Source organism: Affinirhizobium capsici, assembly GCF_977018625.1.
In genome coordinates, this window is the sequence record NZ_CDRNXD010000002.1 from 239,928 (window position 1) to 263,842 (window position 23,915).

At 54.2% G+C, this 23,915-nt stretch carries 21 protein-coding genes and 1 other annotated feature; of the genes, 11 read left to right on the top strand and 10 right to left on the bottom strand.

Features of this window, described 5'->3' with window-relative positions; all coding sequences use genetic code 11:
• Nucleotides 1–3: 3 nt before the first annotated feature.
• On the bottom strand, nucleotides 4–975 hold the full coding sequence (locus AC0JZ1_RS01140; RefSeq protein ID WP_471880895.1) for an AraC family transcriptional regulator: 972 nt from the start codon (nucleotides 973–975) through the stop codon (nucleotides 4–6).
• 128 nt (nucleotides 976–1,103) lie between these two features.
• On the opposite strand from AC0JZ1_RS01140, the gene AC0JZ1_RS01145 reads away from it, so the two are divergent.
• Genes AC0JZ1_RS01145 through AC0JZ1_RS01155 form a run of 3 tightly spaced genes read left to right on the top strand, consistent with a single transcriptional unit; the run spans nucleotide 1,104 to nucleotide 4,761 of the window.
• Complete coding sequence (locus tag AC0JZ1_RS01145) at nucleotides 1,104–2,786, top strand: AMP-binding protein (RefSeq protein ID WP_471880607.1); 1,683 nt, start codon at nucleotides 1,104–1,106, stop codon at nucleotides 2,784–2,786.
• Complete coding sequence (locus AC0JZ1_RS01150; protein ID WP_471880608.1) at nucleotides 2,783–3,550, top strand: 3-hydroxyacyl-CoA dehydrogenase; 768 nt, start codon at nucleotides 2,783–2,785, stop codon at nucleotides 3,548–3,550. The genes AC0JZ1_RS01145 and AC0JZ1_RS01150 overlap by 4 nt, the downstream gene beginning before the upstream one ends.
• A gap of 20 nt (nucleotides 3,551–3,570) precedes the next feature.
• On the top strand, nucleotides 3,571–4,761 hold the full coding sequence (locus tag AC0JZ1_RS01155; RefSeq protein WP_471880609.1) for an acetyl-CoA C-acyltransferase: 1,191 nt from the start codon (nucleotides 3,571–3,573) through the stop codon (nucleotides 4,759–4,761).
• A gap of 1 nt (nucleotide 4,762) precedes the next feature.
• On the opposite strand, the gene AC0JZ1_RS01160 is transcribed toward AC0JZ1_RS01155, so the two are convergent.
• Nucleotides 4,763–5,329 (bottom strand): helix-turn-helix domain-containing protein, encoded by a 567-nt coding sequence (locus tag AC0JZ1_RS01160; RefSeq protein ID WP_471880610.1) that lies wholly within the window; start codon nucleotides 5,327–5,329, stop codon nucleotides 4,763–4,765.
• Between the two features lie 137 nt (nucleotides 5,330–5,466).
• Between AC0JZ1_RS01160 and AC0JZ1_RS01165 the strand changes: the two genes are divergently transcribed.
• Together AC0JZ1_RS01165 and tdh are read left to right on the top strand one after the other, a co-directional pair.
• Entirely contained in the window at nucleotides 5,467–6,669 is a 1,203-nt protein-coding gene (locus AC0JZ1_RS01165) for a glycine C-acetyltransferase (RefSeq protein WP_471880611.1), read from the top strand.
• A gap of 22 nt (nucleotides 6,670–6,691) precedes the next feature.
• Nucleotides 6,692–7,720: an L-threonine 3-dehydrogenase gene (gene tdh, locus AC0JZ1_RS01170; RefSeq protein ID WP_471880612.1), complete on the top strand. Its 1,029-nt coding sequence runs from the start codon at nucleotides 6,692–6,694 to the stop codon at nucleotides 7,718–7,720.
• A 44-nt stretch (nucleotides 7,721–7,764) separates the two neighbouring features.
• Here the strand turns inward: tdh and AC0JZ1_RS01175 are convergent, their stop codons facing one another.
• Entirely contained in the window at nucleotides 7,765–9,237 is a 1,473-nt protein-coding gene (locus AC0JZ1_RS01175; protein WP_471880896.1) for a SulP family inorganic anion transporter, read from the bottom strand.
• Between the two features lie 228 nt (nucleotides 9,238–9,465).
• Nucleotides 9,466–9,518: a sequence feature (sul1 is cis-regulatory element that is thought to sense ions involved in sulfur or methionine metabolism; They are found in Alphaproteobacteria), on the bottom strand.
• A 697-nt stretch (nucleotides 9,519–10,215) separates the two neighbouring features.
• On the opposite strand from AC0JZ1_RS01175, the gene secD reads away from it, so the two are divergent.
• Nucleotides 10,216–12,726, top strand: coding sequence for a protein translocase subunit SecD (gene secD / locus AC0JZ1_RS01180; RefSeq protein ID WP_471880613.1), 2,511 nt, complete (start codon nucleotides 10,216–10,218; stop codon nucleotides 12,724–12,726).
• A gap of 126 nt (nucleotides 12,727–12,852) precedes the next feature.
• Nucleotides 12,853–13,497, top strand: a complete 645-nt coding sequence (locus tag AC0JZ1_RS01185) for a BA14K family protein (RefSeq protein WP_471880614.1) — start codon at nucleotides 12,853–12,855, stop codon at nucleotides 13,495–13,497.
• A gap of 123 nt (nucleotides 13,498–13,620) precedes the next feature.
• On the opposite strand, the gene AC0JZ1_RS01190 is transcribed toward AC0JZ1_RS01185, so the two are convergent.
• From AC0JZ1_RS01190 to AC0JZ1_RS01215, 6 genes are all read right to left on the bottom strand, one after another.
• Nucleotides 13,621–13,857 (bottom strand): hypothetical protein, encoded by a 237-nt coding sequence (locus AC0JZ1_RS01190; RefSeq protein ID WP_471880615.1) that lies wholly within the window; start codon nucleotides 13,855–13,857, stop codon nucleotides 13,621–13,623.
• 92 nt (nucleotides 13,858–13,949) lie between these two features.
• Complete coding sequence (locus AC0JZ1_RS01195) at nucleotides 13,950–14,675, bottom strand: TfuA-like protein (protein ID WP_471880616.1); 726 nt, start codon at nucleotides 14,673–14,675, stop codon at nucleotides 13,950–13,952.
• Nucleotides 14,672–15,841, bottom strand: a complete 1,170-nt coding sequence (locus AC0JZ1_RS01200; RefSeq protein WP_471880617.1) for a YcaO-like family protein — start codon at nucleotides 15,839–15,841, stop codon at nucleotides 14,672–14,674. The genes AC0JZ1_RS01195 and AC0JZ1_RS01200 overlap by 4 nt, the downstream gene beginning before the upstream one ends.
• 13 nt (nucleotides 15,842–15,854) lie before the next feature.
• A complete protein-coding gene (locus AC0JZ1_RS01205) occupies nucleotides 15,855–16,073 on the bottom strand; it encodes a hypothetical protein (protein WP_471880618.1) in 219 nt (72 codons plus the stop codon).
• Nucleotides 16,074–16,088: 15 nt separating this feature from the next.
• Nucleotides 16,089–17,909, bottom strand: a complete 1,821-nt coding sequence (locus AC0JZ1_RS01210) for a hypothetical protein (protein ID WP_471880619.1) — start codon at nucleotides 17,907–17,909, stop codon at nucleotides 16,089–16,091.
• 9 nt (nucleotides 17,910–17,918) lie between these two features.
• Nucleotides 17,919–18,341: a helix-turn-helix domain-containing protein gene (locus AC0JZ1_RS01215; RefSeq protein ID WP_471880620.1), complete on the bottom strand. Its 423-nt coding sequence runs from the start codon at nucleotides 18,339–18,341 to the stop codon at nucleotides 17,919–17,921.
• Nucleotides 18,342–18,841: 500 nt separating this feature from the next.
• Between AC0JZ1_RS01215 and AC0JZ1_RS01220 the strand changes: the two genes are divergently transcribed.
• The 4 genes from AC0JZ1_RS01220 (at nucleotide 18,842) to AC0JZ1_RS01235 (ending at nucleotide 23,455) form a co-directional block, all read left to right on the top strand.
• Nucleotides 18,842–19,573, top strand: coding sequence for a helix-turn-helix transcriptional regulator (locus AC0JZ1_RS01220; protein WP_471880621.1), 732 nt, complete (start codon nucleotides 18,842–18,844; stop codon nucleotides 19,571–19,573).
• Between the two features lie 160 nt (nucleotides 19,574–19,733).
• Nucleotides 19,734–21,932 (top strand): ATP-binding protein, encoded by a 2,199-nt coding sequence (locus tag AC0JZ1_RS01225; RefSeq protein ID WP_471880622.1) that lies wholly within the window; start codon nucleotides 19,734–19,736, stop codon nucleotides 21,930–21,932.
• Nucleotides 21,925–22,383, top strand: coding sequence for a response regulator (locus AC0JZ1_RS01230; protein WP_471880623.1), 459 nt, complete (start codon nucleotides 21,925–21,927; stop codon nucleotides 22,381–22,383). The genes AC0JZ1_RS01225 and AC0JZ1_RS01230 overlap by 8 nt, the downstream gene beginning before the upstream one ends.
• On the top strand, nucleotides 22,370–23,455 hold the full coding sequence (locus tag AC0JZ1_RS01235) for a sensor histidine kinase (RefSeq protein ID WP_471880624.1): 1,086 nt from the start codon (nucleotides 22,370–22,372) through the stop codon (nucleotides 23,453–23,455). Before AC0JZ1_RS01230 ends, AC0JZ1_RS01235 begins: the two co-directional genes overlap by 14 nt.
• Here the strand turns inward: AC0JZ1_RS01235 and AC0JZ1_RS01240 are convergent.
• Nucleotides 23,411–23,803, bottom strand: a complete 393-nt coding sequence (locus tag AC0JZ1_RS01240) for a response regulator (RefSeq protein WP_471880625.1) — start codon at nucleotides 23,801–23,803, stop codon at nucleotides 23,411–23,413. The genes AC0JZ1_RS01235 and AC0JZ1_RS01240 overlap by 45 nt on opposite strands.
• Nucleotides 23,804–23,915: the final 112 nt, after the last annotated feature.

Consider the following 23,915-nt stretch of genomic DNA (forward strand, 5'->3'; position numbering starts at 1 on the left):
CGATCAGGCCCCAGCGCGAGGCGTAGACCCAGTGATTTTGCGATAAGCGCGATAGAATGCGCTGGGTTCGCTATACCCCAGTTGATTTGCGATATCGGCAATGTTCAACGTCTGCTCCTTCAGCAGACGTTCTGCAAGAGAGGCTCTGATTTCGTCTTTGATTGCTCCAAAGCTCTGCCCCTCTGCCTTCAGGCGCCTTCGCAAAGTTGCGGGGGCAAGCTTTAGAGTAAGCGCCACCTCTTCAAATTTTGGCCATTCCAGCGGCGTCATGGCGAACAAAATTTGACGAATTCGCCCTGTTAATCCTTGGTCATGTCGATAACGAACCAGAATATTGGCTGGTGCATCCCGCAGGAATTGCTTTACGGCCTGTTCGTTGCGAACGACCGGCAGGCGAAGCAGCGCGGCATCAAAAACTAATCGTGTCTGCCTGCTATCGAAATACACCGGCGCGCCGAAAAACTGATGGTAGTCCTCGCGCTTCTCAGGCGCTGCACAGGCAAATTCCAGCCTGCGTAGGGGCAAGCGGCGGCCAACCAGCCAACTGGTGACACCCATGAGGATCAGCCAATAGGTGCGGAAGGCAAAGGCGCTTCTTGGTTCGATACAGCGGAGCCAAACTTGCGCTTCTGACCCCGAACGGACGAGTGAGCCGCGCGGGTCGTCTAGAACCACATCAAGAAACAGCAGGGCACGCTCAATGGCCTCTTCCAGAGTTTTACAGCTCAAAACGCAATAGCAGAGCAAAGCAAAACTACCAGGGCGCATGGGGCGGGCACCAAGGTTGAAGAATTCATCCTGCACTTCCGATGCAATTCGCCACCACAATTTCCCATAAACCGCGTTCGAAACGGGCTCTGAGGATTGGGAAGTCAACCCGCATTCCTCCAACAGAGGAAGCGGATCAATGCCTTCATCCCGCAAGCATTGCAGAGCATCCTCCACAAAACCAGAGGATATCATTCGCCGTTCCATAGCCGCACCTATTGCAAAAACGATCATGCAAGATGTTGCATCCCGCCATTGTTTGCAATGCAGGGCGAATTAAATTTCGTCTGTTGATCGGTTCTGGAGGGGACCGGACACAAGGGAGGTATTGCAGAATGCACGGTAAGGACGCCAAGTCTGGCTTGCCATCTTACGAAGAAGCCATAAGTGGCTTTTCACTTGCGGAGTGGGTTGAGCGCCTGTCAGGACATTTCGAGCAGGGCATCAATGCATGCGTGGAATGCTGTGATCGCCACTGCGGCGGAAATCGAACAGCTCTGCGGTACATCGCGCCAGATGGTCACCTGGAGAGCTTCACGTTCGAAGACCTGAGGGAAATGGCGTGCCGTATCACAAATGTTCTGGCCAAGGCAGGTGTCAAACCGGGTGATACGGTGGCAGCCATGCTGCCACGCACGCCAATCTTGCTCGCATCCATTCTCGCGGTGTGGCGGATGGGTGCAGTTTATCAACCGCTCTTCACGGCCTTTGGACCGCTTGCCATTTCTCAACGGCTAAAGACCGGCGAAACCAAGGTTTTGATCACCAATGGTGCGAACCGTGCCAAGGTGGACGACGTGGATCGTCCCGTGCAGGTGCTTTTCGTGACCAATGGAGAGGAACAGGCACCGGAAGGCGATATCGACCTTCGTGCGGCGATGACGCTAGCACTGCCAAGTTTCGAGCCTGTTATGCGGCGCGGCGATGAGCTTATGATGTTGATGTCAACATCTGGAACCACCGGCACGCCGAAGGGTGTTCCCGTGCCTTTGAAGGCACTTCCTTCGTTCGAAGCCTATATGCGCCGCGCTGTTGATCTGCGAGAAAGCGATGTATTCTGGAATGTGGCTGATCCGGGTTGGGCCTATGGCCTCTATTACTCCGTGACCGGGCCGCTCCTGATGGGATGCGCAACGACCTTCACCGAAGCTCCCTTCAATGCCAAGCAATTCAACGATGTCGCTCACCAAATTGGTGTCACAAATGTTGCCGGCTCGCCAACCGCTTTCCGGCTGCTGATGGCCGCCGGGCCGCAAGCATTCGCGCCGCTGAAGGGCCAGCTTCGTGTGGTGAGCAGTGCGGGCGAGCCCTTGAACCCAGAGGTCATCCGATGGTTCGATGCGCATCTTTCGGCTCCCATTTACGACCACTACGGACAAACAGAGCTTGGCATGGTGGTGAACAACCATCACGGTCTGGCACATCCGGTTCGGCATGGTTCCGCGGGCTTCGCCATGCCGGGTTACCGGGTGGCCGTCCTTGATGATGAGGGTCAAGAGCTTGGCCCGAACCAGCCCGGCATCCTCGCTATCGACATGCGCAATTCACCGCTTCTCTGGTTTTACGGCTATCACCGGCAGGAGACCCCCGCCATCTCAAATGGCTTCTATAGGACAGGCGATACGGTGGAATTGGAGGATGATGGTTCCGTCAGCTTTATCGGTCGTGCGGATGATGTGATTACGTCATCCGGCTACCGCATCGGGCCGTTCGAGGTGGAAAGCGCACTCATCGAGCATCCGGCAGTGGTCGAGGCCGCAGTTATAGGCGTGCCTGACCCGGAGCGGACGGAGATCGTCAAAGCCTTCGTGGTCCTGGGGCGCGGCTATAATGCGGCATCTGAATTGGCGGATGAATTGCGCCAGCACGTGCGCAAGGCGCTTTCGGCCCACGCCTATCCCCGCCTTCTCGATTTTGTCGATGAGTTGCCGAAGACGCCAAGTGGCAAGGTGCAGCGCTTCATTTTGCGCAAGGCGGAAATTGAAAAAATGGCCAAGCAGGAAGGTTCAGCAGCATGAGGATTGAGAACCGCGTTTTTCTTGTAACGGGTGCAGGTTCCGGTCTCGGCGCAGCCACAGCCAGACTTCTGGTCGATAACGGTGCGAAGGTTGTTCTTCTCGATATCAATCAGGATGCAGGCATCAGCATGCAATCCCACCTGGGTGAGGCAGCGCGTTTCAAAAAAACAGATGTCACCAAGGCTGAAGATGGTGTCGCTGCCATCGATTTTGCCCGTACGGAATTCGGTCATATCGACGGACTAGTCAATTGTGCCGGTGTTGCGCCGGGCGAGCGCATTGTGGGGCGAAGCGGGGCGCACGGGCTCGATTCCTTCGCACGTGCGGTTTCCATCAATCTTATCGGCACCTTTAATATGCTGAGACTGGCTGCCGAAGCTATATCCGCCCAACAACCGGATGAGACTGGCGAGCGTGGCGTGATCATCAACACGGCCTCTGTTGCAGCTTTTGATGGGCAGATAGGGCAGGCCGCCTATGCAGCATCCAAAGGTGGTGTGGCTTCGCTCACCTTGCCGGCGGCAAGAGAGTTGGCGCGACATGGCATTCGTGTCGTAACAATCGCGCCAGGCATTTTCGAAACACCGATGATGGCTGGAATGCCGCAGGAGGTTCAGGATGCTCTCGGTGCATCGGTTCCGTTCCCGCCACGCCTGGGCAAACCCCATGAATACGCATCCCTCGTTCAGCACATAATCGAGAACCAGATGTTGAATGGCGAAGTAATTCGTCTTGATGGCGCATTACGGATGCCGCCGAAGTGACAGGATCAGGAGACAAGACCATGAATAAGCAAGATCCGGTTGTTATAGTGGGCATGGCGAGAACGCCGATGGGTGCGTTTCAGGGCGAGCTTTCTTCGCTCAGCGCCAGCGAGCTCGGCGCTGCCAGCATCGCGTCCGCTATTGAGCGTGCTGGTGTCTCGGCAGAATCGGTTGAGGAAGTTCTCATGGGCTGCGTACTGGCTGCGGGCCAGGGACAAGCACCGGCACGGCAGGCAGCGATCAAGGCGGGTATTCCACTGAGTGCGGGTGCCACCACCATCAATAAAATGTGCGGCTCTGGCATGAAAACGGCAATGCTTGCGCATGATCTGCTGCTGGCGGGCAGTGCCGATGTTATCGTTGCAGGCGGCATGGAGAGCATGTCCAACGCGCCATATCTGTTGCCGAAAGCCCGTTCCGGCTATCGCATGGGCCATGGGCAGATGATCGACCATATGTTCCTGGATGGGCTGGAAGACGCCTACGATCGCGGCAGGCTGATGGGGACATTTGCGGAGGACTGCGCCCAAGCCTATCAATTCACTCGCGAAGCTCAGGACCAGTATGCCCTTGGCTCTCTCGACAAGGCACAAAAGGCCATCGCATCCGGCAAATTTAGCCAGGAAATTGCGCCAGTGGGTGCCAGAGCCGGGAAGGGGGATGCTACCGTAGCGACGGATGAGCAGCCGGGAAAGGCGCGTCCGGACAAAATTCCCACTCTCAAGCCAGCCTTTCGTGAGGGCGGCACGGTGACAGCAGCGAATTCCTCATCCATTTCCGATGGTGCAGCAGCACTGGTGCTCATGCGTGCGTCAGAAGCGGAGAAGCGTGGCCTGACGCCTTTGGCACGGATCATCGGCCATGCAACTCATGCCGACCAGCCAAGTCTATTCCCTACAGCGCCAATTGGTGCCATCCGTAAGCTCATGGAAAAGACCGGCCTTTCAACGGATGAGATCGATCTTTTCGAGATCAACGAGGCTTTCGCGGTTGTTGCCATGGCTGCAATTCGAGATCTGTCGTTGCCTGAAGATCGGGTGAATGTGCATGGCGGGGCCTGTGCACTTGGGCATCCCATCGGTGCATCCGGCGCGCGCGTTCTTGTCACCCTTCTTTCGGCGCTTCAAACCTACGATCTGAAACGTGGCGTGGCCTCACTTTGCATCGGTGGCGGAGAAGCAACGGCTATGGCAATTGAACGAGTGAACTGATTCACTTGTAAAGCACCACCAGAAAGCCTTGAGCTATTCCTTCACCGATATTGGCGATGGAATGGTACACGTCTGCGGGGTAACGTGCCGTCTCCCCACCTTTGAGCCTCACGGTGCTTTCGGCGCTCGTCACCTCAATGCCGTCGGTCAGGGCAGTGAAATGCTCGAAAGTCCCCAAAGCATGGGGCTCACTTTCAAGCTTGCCGCCTGGCTCAATTTCTACTTGATACCATTCCGACTGGCCAGCCAACCGCGGAGAGCTCAGAATCTTAAGGCGACAAGAGCCGTCTGCGCTGCGGATTTCCGGCGTGTGGGATGCGGAGGTGACTTCGATCTGCTCGCTTGCAATGGCCGAAGCGCTAGCGCCGATCAGCTCAGAGAAATCGATTTCCAGCGCTTGCGTCAGGCTCCACACGACGGCAAAGGTTGGATTGGCCTCTCCACGCTCTATCTGGCTCAGCATGGATTTTGAAACACCGGATTGAAGCGAAAGCTGCTCTAATGTCAGCTTTCTCTGCTTGCGTTGTTTTTGAATGGCTGGGCCAATGCGCGGTGTCTTTTTCGACATGTGAAACCTTCAATGTGTGCCCGCTCAATATCACGTTTCCGCTATGGTGGAAATCAACTCCCCAGTTCGCAAGGAGTGGATTGACAAAAAATCCGATATAACGGATTTGTACATTAAATCGGAAATCGGGAGGTTCCATGAACAGGGATTTCAACACGCGCATCTCGTCTATCCTGTCGCAGATCGAGGCTGATGGGCTTTACAAGCGCGAGCGGCAAATCACCAGCCAGCAGAGCGGTGCGATCCGCATCGCTTCCCCAGACGGCGAGCGGGATGTCGTTAATCTCTGCGCCAACAACTATCTCGGATTGGCGAACCATCCTGAGGTTATGGAGGCTGCCAGGCAGGGCTTGGAACAGTACGGCTTCGGCATGGCCTCCGTGCGCTTCATTTGTGGCACCCAAACGCTCCATCGGGAGCTTGAAAAGCGCATTGCGGATTATCTGGGTAAAGACGATGCCATCCTGTTCGCAGCATGCTTCGACGCCAATGGCGGCGTATTCGAACCTTTGCTGGAAGCTGAGGACGCCATCATTTCCGATTCGCTCAATCATGCTTCGATCATCGATGGGGTGCGCCTTTGCAAAGCAAAACGATACCGGTTTGCCAATGGCGATATGAACGAGCTGGAAGACCGTTTGAAAGAGGCTGACAAGGATGGCGCGCGCTTTAAGCTGATTGCCACCGACGGTGTGTTTTCGATGGATGGCTATGTCGCAGACTTGAAGGCTATCTGCGATCTTGCGGAGAGCTATAATGCACTGGTGATGGTGGATGATTGCCATGCGACCGGACATTTGGGAGCACAAGGACGTGGCACGCCTTCGCTAACAGGTGTGAATGATCGGGTCGATATCGTCACTGGGACTTTGGGCAAAAGCCTTGGCGGTGCCATGGGTGGATTTGTTGCGGCCTCTCAGCCAGTCATCGATCTCTTACGTCAGCGTGCGAGGCCGTACCTGTTCTCTAACAGCCTTGCACCTGCCGTTGCCGCTGGCTCGTTGAAAGCCATCGACATTGCTGAGGAGGCTGACGACCGCCGCGCGATCCTCGCAAGTCATTCGGCACGGTTTCGTGCAGGTCTTGAGAAGGCGGGCTTCGAGCTGCTGAAGGGCGAGACGCCAATTATTCCGGTTATGCTGCATGAAGCGCAACGCGCGCAGGCCATGGCCTGCGCGCTGGATGAGCGCGGTGTTTACGTGGCTGGCTTCTTCTTTCCCGTCGTGCCGAAGGGCAAAGCCCGCATCCGCACACAGATGTCTGCCGCACTCACCGAAAGGCAGGTCGATTTCGCCATTGATGCCTTCACCGATGCCGGTAAAGCGCTGAAGATTATCTAAGGTTTTAGGAAAAGGCATAGCCATGAAGGCACTTGTGAAGGCAAAGGCTGAGCCGGGTCTCTGGCTTGATGAACGTCCGATCCCGGAAATTGGCCCGGATGACGTGCTGATCAAGATCAACAAGACTGGTATTTGCGGAACCGATATTCATATTTACGCTTGGGATGAGTGGGCGCAACGGACCGTGCCTGTGCCAATGATCGTGGGCCACGAATATGCGGGCGAGATCGCTGAGGTTGGGGCGAATGTCCGCAATCTGAAGATCGGTCAGCGCGTTTCAGGGGAAGGCCATGTGATCGGCATGAACAGCCGTGCTGCACGCGGCGGCCGTTTCCATCTTGACCCAGAAACTAAGGGCGTAGGCGTGAATATTCCAGGCGCATTTGCAGAATATCTGCGCCTTCCAGCCTTCAATGTCGTGCCTTTGCCAGATGCTATCGACGATGAGCTGGGTGCAATACTTGATCCGCTCGGCAATGCCGTGCACACAGCTCTATCCTTCGATTTGGTGGGGGAGGATGTACTCATCACAGGTGCTGGCCCTATCGGCATTATGAGTGCTGCCGTGGCCCGTCATGTTGGCGCACGCCACGTTGTCATCACCGATGTCAATCCCGCCCGCCTTGAACTTGCAGGGAAGGTTGCGGACGTGACGCCGGTGAATGTTGCTTCGGAAGACCTGCAGTCCGTTATGGCTCGGCTTGGCATGAAGGAAGGCTTCGATATTGGCCTTGAAATGAGCGGCGCGCCTTCCGCTTTCGACCAGATGGTCGATAGGCTTGTTATGGGCGGCAAGATTGCCATGCTGGGCATTCCCTCGCGGCCTGCCACGGTTGATTGGACGAAGGTTGTCTTCAAGATGCTGACCCTGAAGGGCATCTATGGCCGCGAAATGTTCGAGACCTGGCACAAAATGCTGGCGATGCTGGAAAGCGGCTTGGACATTCGCAAGGTGATCACGCACCGCCTGCCTATTAAAGATTTCAAGGCAGGATTTGACGTGATGCAGAGCGGCAATAGCGGAAAGATCGTCCTCGATTGGACGAAATAATTCGACAGGTAGCGGCCCCGCGGCATCCGAGGGGCCGCTACCCTTTAGTGACTGGTCAGGCGTTCTGACGCTCCTGGTTTATTGTGAATGCCGAGCCTGCCTACGATAGATTGACTTGCTTCGTTCATCCCAACGAGTTCCACCTCCGCCCCCCGCTGACGAAACTTGAGCACAATCGTATCCAGCGCTGCGACGCTGGAAATATCCCAAATATGCGCGTGGGTAACATCAATCGTCACCTTTTCAACGGGCTCGCGCAAATTGAAGGATCTGTTGAAGTCATCCGCAGATGCAAAGAAAATCTGGCCTTGAATGGTGTAGGTGCGACGTTTTCCGTCTACCGAGAGATCAGAATTCACCTTGAACAAATGAGCGATTTTCCAGGCAAAGAAGAGGGCCGACAGAACAACGCCAATTAAAACACCAATGGCCAGGTTATGGGTGTAGAGCACGCCCGCTACCGTTGCCAGCATGACCACAGATGAGGAACGCGGATGATGCTTGAGGTTCTTGAGCGAACCCCATGAGAAGGTTCCGATGGAAACCATGATCATGATCGCAACCAGCGCTGCCATGGGGATCTGGCGCACGAGATCGCCTAAAACGAGGATCATGAACAGCAGGAATACTCCTGCTGCGAGAGTGGAAAGCCTCCCCCTGCCGCCTGATTTCACATTGATCATAGATTGGCCGATCATTGCGCAGCCTGCCATGCCCCCAATAAAGCCAGTTATGAAGTTCGCAATTCCCTGCCCCATACATTCGCGATTTTTGTCGCTCGGTGTATCGGTCAAATCATCGACGATCTGGGCCGTCATCAGCGATTCCAGCAGTCCAACAGTTGCCACTGCGATGGAGTAAGGCAGGATGATCATCAGCGTATCGAGGTTGAGCGGTACCTGTGGAATGAGGAAGGCCGGTAAGGCCGAAGGCAATTCTCCCATATCTCCGACCGTGCGAACCTGTAAGCCGAAGTAGATTGAAAGGCTCGTCAACACGATGATGCAGATGAGAGGTGCTGGAATAGCGCGCGTGACATAGGGGAAGAGGTAAATAATCGCCAGTCCGCCTGCCACCATCCAATAGGTCAGAACCGGGACATTGGTGAGTTCGGGAAGCTGGGCCAGGAAAATTAGGATCGCCAGCGCGTTCACAAAGCCGGTCATGACCGAGCGGGAGACGAAACGCATCAGATTACCGAGCTTTGCCATACCCGCCAAGACCTGCAAAACGCCTGCGAGTACGGTCGCAGCCAGCAGATATTGCAAGCCGTGATCCCGTACCAACGAGCCCATCAATACGGCGGTTGCAGCCGTTGCGGCGGAAATCATTGCAGGGCGTCCGCCTGTAAATGAAATGATGACCGCAATCGAAAAAGAGGCATAAAGCCCCACCTTTGGATCAACGCCAGCGATGATGGAAAAAGCGATGGCTTCTGGAATGAGGGCGAGTGCAACGACCAGCCCAGACAGCAGGTCATTTCTAACGTTTTCAAACGGGGAGATTTTGGGTTTGATGGATGTGAAATTTTGCAAATTGAAATCCTCACACCTTGGCGTCTTCGCAACGGCCTAAGGCGGATCGAAATGATGTATGACGTAGAAAGCCTGGTCCAATCAGGTGACGTCAGCGAATGCATCGCGCGTATGCGCGATCGGAAGATCGTTCAGCAACTAAAATTCATATGAGAAGGTCCAAGCGGAATGCTCTCTTAACTGAAAAGGTCAGCCACTGGAGAAAGCAATTGGTTGCCGAGGGATAGGCGCCCGGAGAAGCCACCTGCTCAAGCAGGTCCGGTTAGTAGTTGTATAACTGAACGCAAACGGTGACAAATTCAAGCTAAAAATGAATGTGTCGGCTTACAGTGATGAAGCTACCTGACGCGAAGTTGACCGCTGCTCGGCTGATGTTGTGCCTTAATTTCAGATCTGGTCTGGATTTTCCCATCCATGCTGTCTAATTCAGAGACGCATTGTTGGTGAGTTGTTCACCAACATTAGGGAAGGATGCCAAACATCTCAGAGTTACAGGCGCGCTCGGACTTGCGAACGAAGCTTGCCCGCCAAATGGTGCTCATGTGCCAATTGGCGTTGTTGCTGCTTGGTCTGGGTATCGTTGCACGACCTGACCTTCCAATTGATCATTCGTCTCACACACAGACTGCGTCTGACCTCGTACTTGCGATTCACCCCGGAGATCGCCGGGATGAGCTGAGGGTGTATTTCACCACTGAAAAGCGAACGGCGAAGAAGTGGCGATTTGAACCCCAGCATGATCTCCTTGCTGCGAAATGTCTCGGATGCGTCGAACCATCGGGATTTGCCTGGGCAGCGAACACCAGACTTGCGTATGTGCCTGAAGGTTCAAGCGCACGCGTTTACGAACCGCGCGCGCCACCCGTTTTCCTGATCTGACCCTTAGCCTCGAAGATTATCCCTTCGATCACAGGATAGCTTGCGTGTTACTGCACGTAAGGTCGATCAGGATTGAGATATATGAAAAATTCCATCTGGAAGGTGGCAGTCTATTTGACCGTCATCATCGCCGGGATACTCGTCACGCTGCCTAATGTTCTGCCGGAAAAAACGCTGGCACGCTGGCCGTCATTCCTTCCCCATCAACAGGTATCGCTAGGGCTTGATCTTCGAGGTGGCTCTCACCTCGTTTTGGAAGTAGACCGCACCTCGCTGGAAAATGATTGGCTGCAGAGCCTTCAGCAAGAGGTTCGAACCACGTTGGATCGGGATGGAGTAAAAACCGCATCCGTACGCCGCTCCGATAAGACAGTTGAAGTTCAAGTTGCGGATGCCGGTCAGGCAACAGCAGCCGAAACGGCACTCAAGGCGATTGCGAATGAAGTTCAATCCGGGGCTTTGACGGCTTCTGATCTGACGGTTCAGCGCGTGGGAAACGATCGGGTTCGGATATTACCGTCGGAAGCTGGCCTTGACCACCGCATGTCGCAGGCGGTTGGACAAAGCTTGGAAATCATCCGCCAGCGCGTGGATCAGGTGGGTGTTGCAGAACCCACTATTCAGCGTGTGGGTGGTGATCGCGTACTGGTGCAGCTACCAGGTGAACAGGACCCTTCGAACCTCAGACGCCTTCTTGGTTCGACCGCCAAGATGAGCTTCCACATGCTTGGCCGGGAAGGTGAACCAGGCATCACAATGATGCCGGATGAGGAAGGTCGCAGCTACCCAATCCAGAACCGGGTGCTAATTTCCGGTGATCGTCTGACAGATGCGCGGGTCGCCTTTGATCCCAATAATAACGAGCCAGTCGTCTCCTTTCGCTTCGATCAAGCTGGTGCCACGCGGTTTGCAGAAGTGACCCGCCAGAACGTCGGTCAGCCCTTCGCGATTGTGTTGGACAACAAGGTGCTCAGCGCCCCTGTCATTCGGGAACCAATTACAGGTGGTGCGGGACAGATTTCCGGTACTTTTTCCGTTTCAGAGGCGAATACCCTTGCGGCTCTTCTGCGTGCTGGTGCGCTTCCAGCAAAGCTTAACGTGATCGAAGAGCGCACTGTGGGAGCAGATCTCGGCAGCGATGCCATCGCAATGGGTATTGAAGCCGGGCTTGGTGGCTTCTTGCTGGTGATGCTGTTCATTCTGGCCCTTTATGGAAGCTGGGGCCTTTTGGCGATTGCTGCACTGGCGCTGAACGTCATCCTGACTTTTGCGGGTCTTACACTTTTAGGCGCAACGCTGACACTTCCCGGTATTGCCGGTATCGTGCTGGGCATAGGTCTTGCGGTCGATGCAAACGTGTTGATCAATGAACGTATCCGCGAAGAAAGCCGCAAGGGAAAAAGCGCGTTCGCGGCAATCGATCTCGGCTTTAACAAGGCCTACTCCACGATTATCGACAGTAACGTAACGGCTCTGATCGCCACAGCTCTTCTGTTCTGGTTCGGCTCTGGCCCGGTGCGTGGCTTTGCCGTAACCATGGGTCTTGGCATTGCCATCTCCATGTTTACTGCCGTTTCGGTGGTCCGCGTTCTGATGGTTGAGATCGCCAGCCGCAAACGCCTGAAGAAGATTGATATCAAGCCACTCCTGCCAATCCGCCTTATTCGCGATGGAACCACCATCGATTTCATGAAGGCGAGAATGGCCGGTTTGGCGGTCTCGGCCTTTCTGTCTATTGGCTCGATTGCATTGCTGTTTACACACGGCCTCAACTTTGGTGTGGATTTTAAGGGCGGCATTCAAGTGGAGGTACAGACCTCAGCGCCTGCCGAGCTTTCGGCGTTTCGGAGCGGTCTAAACAATCTTGGACTTGGCGAGGTCGCTTTACAGGAGTTCGGCAGCAGTGACAGGCTGCTCATTCGTCTGGAGCGCCAGGCGGGGCCGGAAACTCGCCAGACGGAAGCCGTCGAGCAAGTGCGAACAGAAATCCAGAAAATTGATCCGGGCGCTACAATTCAACGCACGGAAGTCGTTGGGCCAAAGGTGAGCGATGAACTCGCTACCGCGGGCATACTATCGGTCGTGTTCGCCAGTATCGCGATGCTGATTTACATTTGGGTGCGCTTCGAATGGCCGTTTGCAGTTGGTGCTATTGCTACTCTCATCCTGGACGTTACCAAAACAATCGGCTTCTTCTCGTTAACGGGGCTTGATTTCAACCTCACAGCCATCGCAGCCCTGCTCACGCTGGTGGGCTATTCCGTCAACGACAAGGTGGTTGTCTATGATCGTATGCGTGAGAATATGCGGCTCTATAAATCTATGCCATTCCGGGATTTGATTAATCTCTCAATCAACGAAACGCTGGCACGAAGCCTCTATACGTCAGCAACAGCGTTCCTGGCGATGATTCCTATGGCGATTTGGGGTGGAAGTGCAGTGGAAAGCTTCGCAATCCCAATGGTCTTTGGAATCTTCATCGCCGCTTCCTCATCCGTTTTTATCGCTGCACCGATTCTCCTCTTCCTTGGCGACTGGCGCACACGCCGCCGCCAAAGCCAGCAGCAAAATGCTGCAGTGGCTGGTGGCTAGTTAGAAGAAAAGGCGCGGGTGGGTTTGCCCGCGCCTTTTCAACGATGAACAGCAAATTCTAATTTACGGCCGGAACCGGTGGGTCTGTTCTGCATTATCGAAACAGTCAATGCAGGAGCCTGAGCCTTGAAATCGCTTGCTAAATTGTTTCTCAGCATCACTGTGGCAGTCACGCCGCTGTTGATCGGCCTGACACTCGCCGATCAAGCCATGAAGCCTACGCAACAGATCGCAAGGATGAATATGAATGCGCCTGCGCTTTGGACGTCTGAGCCTGTGACTGTGACCGACAAATTGGCGTATGAGCGCGTTCCCGGGGTGACGGTGGCGGAAGAGCCAAAAGCTTATGCTGATAACCGAAAGGCAAAGCCACCCATCGAAGTCGCCTCGAATAGTGGTGCTATACCCATGAACTCAGAGATATTGGCGGAAACTGACCGCGGACGGCCTGTTGATTTAGCCGGCATTGAGGCTTGCAGTGCGAAATACAGGTCGTACCGTGCAGAGGACAATACTTACCAGCCGTATGGCAGCAGCAGCCGACGGCTCTGCGAGCTTCGCAACGACGCGCCAGCCATTGAAAATGCCAGGGCTAACAGCGGCAACGACTTCCAGTCCGCATCCCTCATGAGCGATGAAACCGCTGGCACGGACACTTTATTTGCCCATGAACGCTGGTGCCAGACGCGCTATGCATCCTATGATTCGTCAACAGATACATACCAACCATTCAGCGGCCCGCGCGCCAATTGTGTGTCACCTTACAACTAGGGTGCTTCCGGCGAAAGTTCGGTAAGCGGAAAATACTCTACCGGTTTATTGGCGCAAGAAGTCCCCAGACAAGACAGTAGACGCATTTATTACCGGGCCTGATCTGGAATTGTGCGACGGATTTCAGCAATGTCCGGCGCGGGCGGTCGCCATCATCGAAATCTTTTCTGGCGTCAGCGCACCCGAAAGTTCGTCCTGCAAATTGGTTACGAGTGAGCGTCTGGCGGCATCGATGTGCATTGCAGCAGATTTCGCGCCCAAGGTTTCTGCAATGGACAGCGCATAACCAATCATATTGATCAGTGCGAAATACTCTTCCCGACGCTCGTCAGACTCGAAATTCGTATTCATGATGTTCATGGCGGTGCCCTTGTTATCGCTTATAGCGGCAACATGGCACACTGACGCGTTGCAGGCGCGTTGCAAAAGCGTTGCACACGTCGAGCGCGTTATCACTTGTTTCTGATAAAGCGTCGATTGTTCGCATTTGCTAAAATTTCGCGCATGGCTTGCGTTTCGTTGAGCCTCCATCCGTTAAGGTTGATGGGTTGCGGATCTACGTTATTGATTTTTCTCAACAGAAGAAGCGCATCTTCGCGCTTCTGATCGACTTCGGCCATCTGCAAAATGGAGGAAAACCTCTCCCACGTAAGTTCTGCCTTTCGGCAAATTCGTTTCCAAGTGCGTTGCTTGAAAAAGATGGAGCGTGCAACGGCCGAGAGGTTGCCTGCTTCAAACTCACTGATAAGCGAAAGATTAAGAGCCTGACCAAGGGTAGCGTCCACATTCACAAGTGGAACCGTCAAGGGGGCGAAATCCATGTCCTCGGGTCCGTGCTGCAAGGCAACGTCACCGTCGTCAACACGTATGCCATTGAGATAGTCTTCAAATATCGCACCGATGCCTATCATCCCAAAAGGCGCACATTCGACGGCTCGCAAAGCACCCATGCTGCTGGCTCCAAGAACGGCACAGCCTCGGCTCAGCGCAAAGAGAATCTCCTTGTGCCAGACGGATGCCGCGTGCTCGAATACGCCGTCGATGATGCCGACAACTTTTGCACCGGACAGGACGCTTTCAACCACATCCCCTTGAGCCGCAGGTGGCATGAGGCAAATATCCTTGTCCGCAAAGCGGAGTGCATCTGGCAAGCTTGGGCCGACAAAAACAACCTTCATCTCAGTCTCCGCATCAACGCCCGAAGACCAAATCTTTGCCTTCTCTGACCTTCTGGATTTTCAAGTTCGGGTGCGACGACTTTTACGACCTTGACGGGCAGCCAATCTGGCGAAAGGTCCACCGCATAAAGCCGTTCAAAGCCAAGAGATGCCATGATGCCTAAAAGGTGTTGCAGGGCTTCCTGGGTCGTACATGCGGGCAAATTCAATAGATCTCGTGCGTGGCGAACTGGAGGGCAGTCGAAGCCTGCCAGGCTTATGTTGTCAGGAGGTTGTCGGTATACTTCCGGGGAAATGTCATCGCGAGCACCAGCAATGAACGTCATGCGTGATTGTGCGGCCTCGGTAATGGCACGAATGGCCGCATCCACCGGGTCGAAACCAGCGCCAGCCCCTGCCGTGACTTCAACGAAACGCATCGCACCGACGGGAATGCGGGGGGCAAGAACAGCAAAAATGCAAGGTACAGGGATGTTGGAGGAAATATCGAACAGAGCGATCTGGAGGTTTTCCGCCTCTAGCCGATCCAGAAGATTCTTAATATCGAGACTGGAAAAGCTTTCGGCATTTATGCGCGTTGCTTGGCGTTCACTGCGCTCCATCAATTCCCAAAGTGTCAGCGCATCCCGCTCTATCCGCTCCAAAAGGCCGTGCAGGATGGCCTCTTCCACGGTGTTGCCGGAAGCTAATCCGTCCGAGGTCTGCCAATAGGTATTTCGCCGCCGACTTCGATCCATGGTAACCGCATCACGAGGAAGAAGCAGCGAGGCGCCAGTCTGTAGACGTACGCCCTCTACCCAAGGCGTATTATCCGATAGCCTTGGAAGAGGCATCCCCTTTGCAAGAAATTCGCTCAACTCGTCATAGGCAATTCCCTCGGCACGCAGTGCTTGTGCCGTGGCAAATGTAACGCGCTTTGGAGTTTGACTGGCAACGCTGCGTTCAATGGCTTCCATGACAGCGGAGGTGCGCGCTGCCTCGTCATCCAGCCCCTTGCCGTTGCTCACGACAATGCCGCGCGAATTTGGAGTGAAGGCGCACCAGACAGGAATGCCCAGATGATCAAGGCCGGTTTGACGGGCGACCCTGGTAATACCCAGCCGTGATAGAAAAGGGGAGACCTTCAAGAAGGTCTCCCCTGGCGAGCATGCTCGCAATTCGGACACGAGTTTTGTCTCTCTAGCTTTCGAGGAAGCTGCCGGCGACTGGGGCCGGTCCCGTCAGCGAAATTGCGAAATCAACGCCTTTGGTAACAACAGCGCCGGATTTCCGGAGCTGACCCAAGGATGCTGCTTCTGCCGGAAGCCCGTCAGTCAAAGGCGTGACGGTTCCTGCTTCGATATCTATCATATATAGTCCGGTTTCACCCTGCACGCCCAGAACGATTACATTCGCCATCAAAAAAACCCTTGGTCAGAAGCCAGCCTTTAATAGTCCTTCGCGGTATATATCCAGTTGCCACTGCTCCCTGAGCGGAAGAACGGAAAGCCAGCGTTCTACATCGAACGAGGGATTTTCTTTCAACACGCGCAGCCTGAAAGTTCGCGCTTTGGTCGAATCTCCAAGCATGGCCCAACTTGCAGCAGCAAGACGATCCGCCGGGCGACTGTCTCTCATTCTTTCAATGTAATCAAGAGCCTGACGATACCGTCCTAGAAAGTAGGATGCCCCGGCAGCTGCCCAAAAATAGGGATCGGGTGGTAAAGGGTTGAGATATATGGAGTTTTCAATCTTAGCGAGCGCTTCGGCTGGTCGGTTCGCATGCACGAGACTATCTGCGTGGCTGAACAACACATCCGCATAATGTGGGCTGAGTTCTTCAGCAGTGGCAAGAGCCTCGAGACTTTCATCGATCTGTCCGATAAAGAGTTGGCTCACGCCGAGTTCCTTGAAAGCGCCAGCGGAAGCGTTGTTTTCTGTCACTGCCTGATCGGCCAGACGCATTGCCTCCAGCAGCAGTTCGCTATCTCCGCGCGCAGTTAATATCCATTCCATGCTGTAGGTTCTCGATAGCCCAGCAAGGGCAGAAGCAAAGCCCCTATCCTGATCCAGCGCCTCTCGGAAGTGCTTGCGTGCTCTACGCATCGAGGGAAGCGCCATTGTGGCCAAATCCTGCAGTCCACGAAGGTACGAAACATAGGCGCCCGGTCGCTTGCTATAGTCGAGTGCCATCTGACTACCGCTCGACATACGATCAATCAAAGAAGTTTGAACCGCTTGCGTAATGACCGAGCGTTGCTGAACAATTTGCATCGGATCAAGCCGAAAGCGATCGGCCCAGACCACTTCATCTGTCGGTAGAAAGATCAGTTGGACGAACAATGAATCATCAGTGCGCTGGCTATCAAGAACGTAAGTGATCTTGTGCCGCTCGAGGATGGAAGCTTTATCACGCGAAGCTCGTATTCGTTCAGATGTATAGGGTGCCACCACGGAAACTGCGCGTTCCGAGCACAGCCCGATTGTGAGATCTTCGATCAAAGCATTCGCGATCGAGCCGGACTTTTGCGCGGTGAGTGATGTTTCGGGCGGCAGAAGCGCGATCCGTGGCGCTGTCCAGATTGACACGCCGGTCGTCGGTAAGGGCGAGACCGGCGTTTGCGTATCGGCGAATAGGCTAGGTAAGGTGACGGAGGCGGGCACTTTCGTCGGCCTCGCTCTATCTCCCGAAATTCTGCTTCGGATTTCTTCGTCGGCTGGATCGTGTTCCAGCAGAAGCACGGCGGCACGGCGGAGAGACGAGCGCGAAGGGCCATTCGCTGCGGAGGCATCTGTAGCTAGAAAAAGCTTTCGCAAGAGACTGAGATGGTGCTGCCGCACATCCCGTACCCAAAGATCAAGAGCGGTTACGCCAGAGCCCGCGGAGGGCAGAAAGGGATGCGCTACAGCATCGCTTATCAGTTCCAGGTTGTCTTCCCCGACAGCCATCGCCTCAAATTCGAGATCGCACGAAAGCGCGCCGTAATTTAGGCTCAAACTGTTACCATTCGAAACAACACAGGAAGTACGTGGAGCTTCTGCTTTTGCCAAACGCAGCAACGCAGACCTGAGATTTGTCGTCGCCGATTCCTTGTTTCCTGGCCAAAGCAAAAGAGCCATATCGCGACGCGCCACCGGTCTTTCCGCCCGATAGAGATAGGCCAAGAGTATTAAAGACAAATAAGGCGCGGCAATCGCTTGCCCCGCCTCATCTTCCAGCCGGCAACCGCCAAGCGTGGTCAGTCTCAGTGCCATCTGAAAAACTCAGTGGGCTGCTAAAGCTAGATCACTCGTCTCCGAAAGGGCAGAGGGATCGCGCGAAAGGCTGCGGACGAGGCTCAGGATCGACTGGCGTACGCGCTTGTCTTCGATAGCAGAGAAGGCAGCGGCCAAAGCTACGCATTCCTTCGAATTCATGAAATCGGCAGAAGAGGACGCGCCTTCGTCGTCCATCGAACCCGGACTGCCTTCGAAGAAGAAGGGAATCGGCACATTCAATATTTCAGCAATATGCTGCAGACGGCTGGCACCAACGCGATTGGCACCTTTTTCATACTTCTGAACCTGCTGAAAGGTAATACCGAGACTATCGCCCAACTTCTCTTGGCTCATTCCAAGCATCGTACGGCGAAGTCGGATACGCGATCCAACATGAACATCAATGGGATTTGGTGATTTCTTTGTCATTTCAGTTCCAAGGGAAGGTAAACTCGGGATGATGTTGCTCTATTTCGGAGAAAGAAGCAACTATTTTTCGTTGACGTAAAGGGAGCTTCACTCTCCCATGTTGCAGTGGAGCTTGGACAAACAACACATCAACTCATGATAAAATCAAGTCAACATAAGGTTTTAGCCAAGCATTCTGATCATTAACGTATTTGTGGCAAAAGTAGTATTTTACCCCGAATTTTGATGTGGAATTTTGCTCTAGCCGCAACAACAATACCGAACAAGATTACTGCTCATATTTTTGTAGATCATGTGAGCCTTGCGTGTTTGCAAAGCGCCGCCGATTTGCCCGGGAAAATGCGATTTAGAGAAGTTATCTCACATTCATTGAAATAAACCAACGCGAATATCGTTTAGACCGAAATCAACCTGTAGGTGTGAATGAGGTCCCTATCAATAAAACTTTACCGAAACTTAATTTTTGCCCGTCACCAATGTGTTACTCAATCAGGTGTCTCATGCTGCATAAGCCTCTTTTCCGCCGCGCGGATGATCTTGACGAATTCGTCGATCTCGCTTCCGTTCCGCGACATCGCTACATCCACAATCATCCCTTCGTTCTGCGGTTACGGCGGGCGGTTGAATTCGACTACGTAACTATCAGTGGACTGGATATCGATCGTTTTCGTTTTGGTAGCGCGCAATCTGTCGATACAGATTTTCCGCCAGCTTTCATTGAAGCCTATTACGAAGGACGCTTTCACCTCAGCGACCCCTATATTCTCGCCTCGAAAGATGCGCGTGATGTCGTGATCGAGTCGGAGGTAGCGAAGCCAGAGGTGCCCAATGAAAGGTTGGATTACCTGTTGGAAACGTTCAACATTAAGAACCGAACGCTTTTCCCTATTCGGCGAGGAGATATTGTCTACGGCGCAGTGGCGTTTTCGCGTACCACTCCCTTTAACGATGACGAGATTAGCTTCTTAAGGGATATCGCTCAAGCTGCACACGAGGCTATCACTGGGCGTCTTATGCGCCGTTTTGCTGCGGCTGAACTGCGTTTGTCGGCGGGTGAAGTTTTGTGCCTGCGGTTAGCCTCTTCCGGATTAACGAGCGAGCAGATCGCACAGGAAAGCGGATATCAGGTCGACACAGTCAACACTTATATCAAGAACGCAACCAAGAAAGTGGGTGCAAGCAATCGCACCCAAGCGATTGCGGAGGCCATACGGCGCGGGCTCATCGATTAGTACGTCGTGTGCGATTTTGGAAAGCTAATTCAGGATATGCCGTTTACAATCGCGGCAGTGCCATTATCTTTAGCCTCAACACGTTGCTCGCGCCGTATGGCGTAAGCTTTCAGAGGAGGGTGCTTTCGTAGCCCTCAAGCCCCTGATCCTGGAGAATTGGTTGACCGCAACGGATGACGATCTTGAGGCTTGCGCTCGCGAGCCGATTCACATTCCTGGTGCCATACAGCCACACGGTGCTCTCGTCGTCTTGCGACCTGGCGACTGGCTCATCCTGCAGGCAAGCCGCAACATCTCGGACTATTTCGGTTCCGAAATGCGTATCGGTCAAAAGCCGGTCCACGGATTGGCTGATGTCATTGAGCAGATAGAAGCTTGGTATAGGACGCCCGAACCCTTTCTAGCTTTCTCCTGTGTCGATCTTGGACTAACGGGACTGGCGCATCGATCAGATGGCCTCGTTATCGTAGAGGTCGAAGAGAGTGAAGCCCGGCCGCTGGATCAGGTATTTACGTCGTTGCGCGCTTTCACGCAGCGCCTTGGTGCCGAGCAGGACATCAGCAGCTCCTTGGAGACTACCGCTCAATTCATTCAATCTCTCACAGGCTTTGACCGCGTTCTGGTCTATCGCTTTGATGGAGACTGGAACGGTCACGTGGTGGCTGAAGCAGGCAACGGCAATCTGCCGTCATATCTGGACCTGCGCTTTCCCGCCTCCGACATTCCTGCGCAAGCGCGGGCCCTCTATGCGTCAAACAGGTTGAGGATCATTCCCGATGCTGGTTATACACCAGTCCCGCTTGAGCCTGTCCTCAATCCGTTGACGGATAGGCCGCTCGATCTCAGTTTCTCGCAGCTTCGAAGCGTCTCTCCCGTGCATCTTGAATATATGAAAAACATGGGCACTGGCGCTTCAATGTCGGTGTCCATCATGATGGAAGGGCAACTGTGGGGGCTCATCTCATGCCACAGTGCCGGAAGCCATCGCGTGTCGCAGCCAGTGCGTGAAACTTGCGATTTCGTAGCGCAATCACTGGCCATGCGCATCGGCGCGCTGGAGCGGGCGGAGAAAGCAGCCAAAAACGTAGAACTAGGTGCCATCACCAATCGACTGCTAGCCACCATGGCATCCGCCCCCAACTGGAAAGAGGGGCTGATTGCCGAGCCGCAAGTACTGCTCTCCCAAGTTGACGCTGCAGGTGTCATCATCGTGGATGAGGACATGATCCAGTCGACAGGCGAAGTGCCGGGGGAGACAGATGTTCGAGCGCTGGTTGCCTGGCTGAATCAGAAACAAGATCTCGATTACGTTGCCACGCATAGCCTTGCGACCGATATGCCGGAAGCCGAACGCTTTGCTGCCTCCGCAAGCGGAATACTTGCCGTCCGGATTTCCGAATTCCGATCCAGTTGGCTGGTTTGGTGTAGACCAGAGCTGGTGAAAACGGTGAAGTGGGGCGGAAATCCCCACAAGGCCGTGCAGGAAAGCGGGCGCATCCACCCGCGAAAATCTTTCTCAGCCTGGCGTGAACTTCTGAGGATGCAATCAAAGCTGTGGGACGAGGCGGAAATCGCTGCGGCGCTGAATTTGCGTCGGGCAATTGTTGGCATAGTTCTGCGCAAGGCAGAAGAACTTGCACAGCTCTCGAGTGAATTGCAGCGCTCGAATAAGGAGCTTGAAGCATTCTCCTATTCTGTATCGCATGATCTGCGCGCGCCGTTCCGCCATATCGTGGGCTTCGCCCAGTTGTTGCGTGAGCGAGAAATGAACCTGGATGAGAAATCGCAGCACTACCTTCAAACCATCTCTGATGCAGCGGTATCTGCTGGACGACTGGTCGATGACCTTTTGAATTTTTCGCAACTGGGCCGGGCATCCATCTCTCCAAAGCCTGTTGATATGAACAAGCTGGTCGCCGAAGTTATCAAGTCCCTGAAAATGGATACTGAAGGGCGCCAGATCGACTGGATTATTGCACCTCTTCCTGATGCATGGGGCGATGCGACGCTGTTGCGTCAGGTTTGGTACAATCTTCTGGATAATGCGGTGAAGTACACCCGTCCCAAATCCTCCGCCAAAATTGTGGTTGACGGTCATCGTGAAGGCGAAATTGCCCGCTATCGAGTTGAAGATAACGGTGTCGGATTCGACATGACCTATGTAGGGAAACTGTTTGGCGTCTTTCAGCGTTTACAGCGCGCGGAGGACTTTGAAGGCACCGGAATTGGTCTGGCGCTGGTGCGTCGCATCATTGAACGGCACAATGGCTCGATAAGAGCCGAAGGCAAAGTGGATGAAGGCGCTGTCTTCACCTTTGCACTTCCCGTGCAAATGAGAAAGGGGCGAGCGATTGCCTGATATACGTCCAATCCTTCTCGTCGAGGACAGCCCTCGCGATTTGGAACTTACGCTTGCGGCGCTGGAGAAGTGCCAGTTGGCGAATGAAATTGTCATAACGCGCGATGGTGCTGAAGCCCTCGATTATCTCTCATCTGCAGGCGCATATCAGAATAGGCAGGCTGGCGATCCGGCTGTCGTGCTTCTGGATCTGAAACTTCCCAAGATGGACGGGTTGGACGTGCTGGAGCGCGTGAAGCGCAACGACGCCTTACGGCATATTCCTATTGTCATGCTCACATCGTCTCGCGAGGAACAGGATCTGGTTCGCAGTTATGAACTGGGCGTCAATGCTTTCGTGGTAAAGCCAGTCGAGTTTACCGAGTTTTTCAAGGCAATCCAGGATCTTGGAGTTTTCTGGGCTTTGTTGAATGAACCACCTCCGGGATATTCTCGAAATGTCAAATCCTGAATACAGCGCTCATCCCGCCCGCATCCTTCTGCTGGAGGATAGTTTTCTGGATGCCGAACTAATCTGTGAACATCTGCGTCAACTCCAACCCGAGCCTGAAGTTCATCGCGTTGCCAAGAAAGCCGAATATTTGACGGCGCTGGATGAGATGGAGTTTGATGTCATTTTGGCAGACTTTTCCCTGCCGGATTTCGATGGGATGGCTGCTCTGGAAATTGCCCACGTGCGCGTGCCGGATACGCCCTTCATCTTTGTATCAGGTGTTTTGGGTGAAGAGGCCGCAATTGAGAGCTTCCGCCGGGGGGCCACTGATTACGTCTTGAAACAGCGCATGATACGGCTCTCCGCCGCTGTCGAGCGTGCACTGAGTGAATCTCGCGAGCGTGCCGAGCGCAAGCGGATCGAACAGCATCGTGAGCTTCTGGTGCGCGAACTCAGCCACCGGGTGAAGAACACCATGGCTATGGTCATGTCCATCGTTCGGCGCACGACCAAAGGCAGCTTCACGGTGGATGAATATGTCGAGAACCTCATGGGGCGTTTGCGGGCCATGGCGGATGCGCATGCTCTATTGTTTGAGACAAATTGGAGCGATGCTGCCCTGGAAGATGTCATCCATAGAACGATTGCCGCCTATATTCGTAGCGTGAATCGGGTCATCATTGGCGAGACCGTACCAGTCACGCTCGATCCGCGAGCGGCAGTAGCCTTCAGCATGGTCTTGAACGAATTGGCGACCAACGCGCTAAAGTATGGAGCATTGCGCCATGAGGATGGGCGCATTTTCCTCGACTGGTCAATCGGGACCAGAGAAGATGGGGAGCAAGAGGTTCGCTTTCGCTGGCAGGAGCAGGATGGCCCTGCTATTCGCCCTCCTGAAAATCAAGGGTTTGGGACCACTCTGATCAGCCGTACGATTGAGTACGAGCTACAAGGTAGCGTTATACTTGATTATGCGGAAACTGGGCTGATTTGCGAGATGACCTTTCCGCTTCGCAGCGCCGGTCTCGATGCTACGCTAACGCCTCTAGGTCTTGGTAGGGCAAGGGGTCAGGAAGACCTCACGCATTAAGCTATCCAATTTTTCCGGGCGCCAAGGTTTACCAAGCATCGGCACGCCCTTCAGGCGTGCTCTCAGCTCTGGAAGTTCGACGTAGCCGCTGCATACGATGACGGGAATGTTCCGGGATTTCAAAAGCTCAATAACCGGGAACGAGAACTCACCATTGAGGTTGAGGTCAACAATTGCGCCGGTAATTTCAAGAGAAGGGATGGCGCGGAGGGCGTCGTCGACGCGAGCGTAAGGGCCTTGGACCGTAAAACCTTGGTCTAGAAGATAATCTTCCATGTCCATCGCCAGAAGCATGTCATCTTCTAACACCAAAACTGACGGCGACTTCCGCGGGGAGATCGTATCCACGCACTCACTCTCTCATTTCAAATGCAATCAATGTCATGCGCGACTTGGCGCTGGCACGACAGAATTCAAGAGGCTGATGCCTCGAATTCAGTCTCGAACCTTCGTATTTGCT